This window comes from Methanobrevibacter sp. (assembly GCF_045611865.1).
Taxonomy (GTDB): Archaea; Methanobacteriota; Methanobacteria; order Methanobacteriales; family Methanobacteriaceae; genus Methanocatella.
Window position 1 is genome coordinate 1 of sequence record NZ_JAZKXX010000045.1, and the last position, 4,685, is coordinate 4,685.

Genomic DNA, 4,685 nt, shown 5'->3' on the forward strand with positions numbered 1-4,685 from the left:
ATGGAAACACCCTGGGCACAAGAAATCTACAAAAAACGATCAAAAACAGCAGAATGGCCATTTGGAAATATAAAACAAAATCTAAAAGTAACAGAATTCAACACAACTGGACTAAAAAGAACACAAACAGAAGCAAAATTAATCGCAATATCACACAATTTAAAACGAATATACAACGAAACAATACAAAACGAACTCATACACCAAAACAACAAACAAAATACCTGAAAATAATAAAAATTAATGCAAAAAAATTTTTAAAAAATAATTAATTTTGAGTCGCCCTCTTTTTTTATAAAAAATGAGTATTTTAAACTTTTTTAATGAACAACTCAATAAGTTTCTAGTGAAACTAAAATTAATTGAAATCTGGTGTCTGGTTTTAAAAATAAGATTAAAAAAAAGTTTATTTTAAAATAAACTCTTTTTAATTAATTAGTCATTGCGTTCTGGCAAGAAAGGAATTATTGATTCTGCCAATTTGGATATAGGCATTGTTTGAATCCATACTTTACCTGGTCCGGTTAATTTTGAGAAGAACAATCCTTCACCAAATAATATATTTTTAGCTCCCTTAACTCTTTCAATGTCAAACTCAATGCTTTCTTCCATTGCAGCAATGTGGCCGGGATCTACTAATAATATTTCTCCAGGTGCCAAGTCCTTTTCAATGACTTCTCCATCAATTTCTAAAAATACCATACCATTTCCAGTGAATTTTTGAAGGATAAAACCTTCACCACCAAATATTCCAGTTCCAAGCTTATTTCTAAAGTATATGTCAACATCGACACTTTCTTCAGCTGCTAAAAAGGCATTTTTCTGACCGATAATTGTATTTGACCCATCCAATCTTATAGGCATGATTTTTCCAGGAGTGCATGATGAAAATCCAATTTGTTCTCCGTCGGATTCTGCAGTAAAGAAATTTAAAAATATGGTATCTCCAGCCAATGCTCTTCCAATCCCTTGCAATAAGCCTCCACCAGTATTGGTATCCATATTCATACCTGATGTCATGAATGACATTGCTCCTGTTTCATTTTTCATTGTCTCTCCCTTTTGTAATGTGCATATTACAATAGGAAAAGCACCCCCTTTTATTTCATATTCCATTTTAAATCACCTATGTTTATTAGAAATAACCGTCCAATAAAATTATTTGGAAATGTTTCAGTTTCGGTTATTTTTACTTAACTATTTTTTATAACATCTTAATTTAAGACATTTAATATTTATCTCAATTGTTTATTAAATAATTATTTAATTTTTCAATTCCTAAAATATTAATACTGATTAGATATAAAATTTAATTGGTGAACATATGGAAATATTTGCTAGTACTTTGTTTCAATTGTCCATGGTAATTATTATCTTTCTGGTTTTAACCCTTTTAGGCAAAGTCATATACCATACATTAAAAAATAAGAGTGGAAATTCCATAAATATCAATGAATTATTGCCTGAAGATGAGGTTCATACTTTAGTACAGGTTTATTATTTAATTCTGATGGCATTATCTGTTGTAAATATTTTCTACTCCCTAATGGGGTCCACAAATGATTTGTATTCTTTTGCAATATTTGACATTGCACTTTCACTATATTTTGCAATCACACTGGATATGAGTTCTTGGAAAAATAGAATTGTCTGGCTGTTACTGATTCCATATGGATCTTTAGTTTATCCATTATTTGGCCTTAGTTTAGTAATTTTTGCAGATTTTCTTCATGCTTTCATCTTTATATACTTCGCAAAAATTAATCTTGATAAATTTGTAGAATATACTAATTCAAACGCTTTGGGAATAACTATAATATTGTTATTTGCAGTAATTTTCGCAGGGTTTTTCATAACACAATATTCTGAACATGTGAATGCCTTGGATTCCCTTGTAATCGTTTCCAATCAATTTACAGGTAATGGGTATTCTGTTTTTGGAGATAGTATTTCTGGCAAACTCAACAGTTTACTGCTGGTTTGGGGAGGATATATCCTTTCTGGAGTAGGTGCTGCAACATTAACGGCAGCACTTTTAATTAGGCATTTCAATAAGGAATTTGAAGAATTAAGACAATTGATTGAAGAAGGAGATGGGGAATAATGGGTGCTGAATGGATATTTGTTTCTATTTTCCAAATATTGGTTGCAATTGGTATTTTCGCTGCCCTATCATATATTGCCAAATATATTGTTAATAAAGACAGATTAATTGATCGTTTTAAAAATTCAAGGCTTTCAAATCCTCAAGAATATTTTCCTTCTGAAGAAGTATTCTTATTAAAGCAGGTTTTTTATTTGATAGTGATACTGGTCATTATCATGGTTTGTCTGTATTTGTCTTTTGATTGGAACGAAGGTTTTTATTTCATATATCTTTTGGATATTGTTCTTTCCCTATATCTTGCTCTTAAAATGGACAAAGATTCCCTAAAAGATAAAGTATTATTGTTTCTATTAATTCCATTCGGTTCCATAACAGGATTATTGTTTGGAGACAGCATTGTTGTTTTATTGGATTTGACCCATATTATCGGATATTTGTATTTTATTAAAGTTTACTTCCGTAAATTTATTGATTATACTGAAAATAACGAATTGGGAATAACAATAATATTGTTATTTGCAATAATACTTGTTAGTTTTTTATTTACCATCCTTGTTGAAAACGTTTCTCCTATGGACTCCATAACCATGGTTTCCAATGCATTTACAAGTAACAGCTTTGATGCTTCAGGACAAAACATAATAGGTAAACTTAATTCGTTGGTATTGGCCTGGAGCGGTTTCATATTATCCGGTGTCGGTACGGCCACTTTGGCAGCTTCAATAGTAAATAGGCATGTCTCCCGCGAATTTGCTGAAATAAAAGATGTAGTTAAAAAGAAAAAAGAAAAGGAGTGATGTTAATATCCAACACGGATTATATACAATTAAAATCCGTTTTCATACCCGGCATTTCATGAAGCTGTATATGCCACTATGGGGGATTTTTCCATTAATCCTGTCTTAAGTATGTTTTTTATAAATTCGGCGAAAATATTTTAATAGTTCCATCAAAATCTGTGTATGTAATAAAACTATTAAATTTAAATTTAACTATCCGTCTTTTTGATAGTCAATAATTGCAAATATCCTTTTGATACTTGAAAATGAGTTTTCAATAGAAGCCATCGAAGTACTTAATTTTTTAATAGGATTTGTTAATAATTGCCCGTACAAAATAACCGCCAATAGGGTTCCCAACTGTATTTCATTACCTGTTAAAAAGTAAATACCTGCAATATAAACAGTTATATTACTTATATTTGTTAAAAATGTTGTAATGGGTTCCATAACCTTAGCAATGTTTCTGGATTTGACATAATAGCGAGTTACAGTTTGATTGATTTTTTCAAATCCTATTTCATGGAATGAATCACGATCTGCGAGCCCTCTTTCAAAATAGCCCATCATTCGCCCCAAATGCTTTTGATGACCATTAAAATTGGTTTTAGATTTAACATGACATGCATATAAACAAATTGCATAAATCGGCAATATCCCAAGATATACTAAACCCAATCTCAAGTCCGTTATTAAAATCAACACCAATACAAAAGCTATCAACAGAATTTGCGCATAGATTTCGGGAAAGCGAGAAGAGACGAAGTCCTTGATGCACATCAAATCGTTGTTTTGTCTAGATAGAATATGGCCTTTTGAATTTTCTTGAATGAATTCGGAACCGACAACATCAATCTTATCAAACAGTTCCATTCTTAAATTATAGGCTACTTTTTCACCAATTATCCCCATGGTTCTCTTCGGAGGCAATTTAAACAGGAATCCTACAGAATATAAAACAATCAGCAAGGCAATATTAGTGTAGATAGCAATATCGTTGGATGAATTCAAATTAGAAACCAATAAATCAACCGTCTTTCCTGCAACTTTAGGGGCATAAGCCATGCACCATGTAGATACCATAAGTAAGACCATTGATATTATTACTTTGGCCCTATCCTCTTTTAATATTCTGGTGAATTTTTGAGCGATTTCTTTTCTTTCAGCCCATATGCCTTTATCTTCTTTGGTAATGTCTTCCTCAACAATTTCTATTCTTTCAGGATTATCATTTGTGCTTTTGGATTTTACGATTTTATCTTCCAGATCCAAGATGTCCTCTAAAAGCACTGAATTGGTATATGCACTTGGCCATATGTCAATCAATGCCGGAATAACCGTCAAGGTAGAAATGAAGTAGGCAACATATACAAGAATTATCAATGAATCAATTACACTGTCGGTTTCAAAGCCAATGGAGTATCCGGAATTGACCATTGCCAATGTAATCAGAACAAGAATATATAAACCCCACAATAACAGTGGCCCGACGTAATATTGACTTGAAATATACTTGACGCTTATATCATATGACTCCTCACATGCATTTTCAAATTCAGCTCGCGCCTCCTGTTTTTTAAATGGAATCCTGTTGGCTATATTAGTTATTTTGGATAGCAATAACCGGTTCAGTTTTCCATATGTCTTTTTAATTTTAAGGCTTTGTAGAAATCCTATTTGATTTTTGCAAAAATTTTTTAAAAATTTATTTTTATTTCTATTTTTACTTATAATCTATTAAAATTGTCTAATTATTGTGTATTAAGATTTACACTTGAAATTTCACATCGATTAGAAAA

5 protein-coding genes are annotated in these 4,685 nt (G+C 31.2%); 3 read left to right on the forward strand and 2 right to left on the reverse strand.

The features are described 5' to 3' along the window. A partial coding sequence (locus ACKI32_RS04710; protein ID WP_407414002.1) for a transposase occupies positions 1–228 on the forward strand: 228 nt, incomplete at its 5' end. 207 nt (positions 229–435) lie between these two features. On the opposite strand, the gene ACKI32_RS04715 is transcribed toward ACKI32_RS04710, so the two are convergent. Further along, positions 436–1,116 carry a TIGR00266 family protein gene (locus tag ACKI32_RS04715; RefSeq protein ID WP_407414004.1) on the reverse strand — a complete coding sequence of 227 codons (681 nt, stop codon included), beginning with the start codon at positions 1,114–1,116 and terminating at the stop codon, positions 436–438. Between the two features lie 208 nt (positions 1,117–1,324). On the opposite strand from ACKI32_RS04715, the gene ACKI32_RS04720 reads away from it, so the two are divergent. After that, positions 1,325–2,104: a hypothetical protein gene (locus ACKI32_RS04720; protein WP_407414006.1), complete on the forward strand. Its 780-nt coding sequence runs from the start codon at positions 1,325–1,327 to the stop codon at positions 2,102–2,104. Continuing rightward, on the forward strand, positions 2,104–2,904 hold the full coding sequence (locus tag ACKI32_RS04725; protein WP_407414008.1) for a hypothetical protein: 801 nt from the start codon (positions 2,104–2,106) through the stop codon (positions 2,902–2,904). Before ACKI32_RS04720 ends, ACKI32_RS04725 begins: the two co-directional genes overlap by 1 nt. Before the next feature lie 195 nt (positions 2,905–3,099). Here the strand turns inward: ACKI32_RS04725 and ACKI32_RS04730 are convergent, their stop codons facing one another. After that, positions 3,100–4,506, reverse strand: a complete 1,407-nt coding sequence (locus ACKI32_RS04730) for an ABC transporter transmembrane domain-containing protein (protein ID WP_407414010.1) — start codon at positions 4,504–4,506, stop codon at positions 3,100–3,102. Positions 4,507–4,685: the final 179 nt, after the last annotated feature.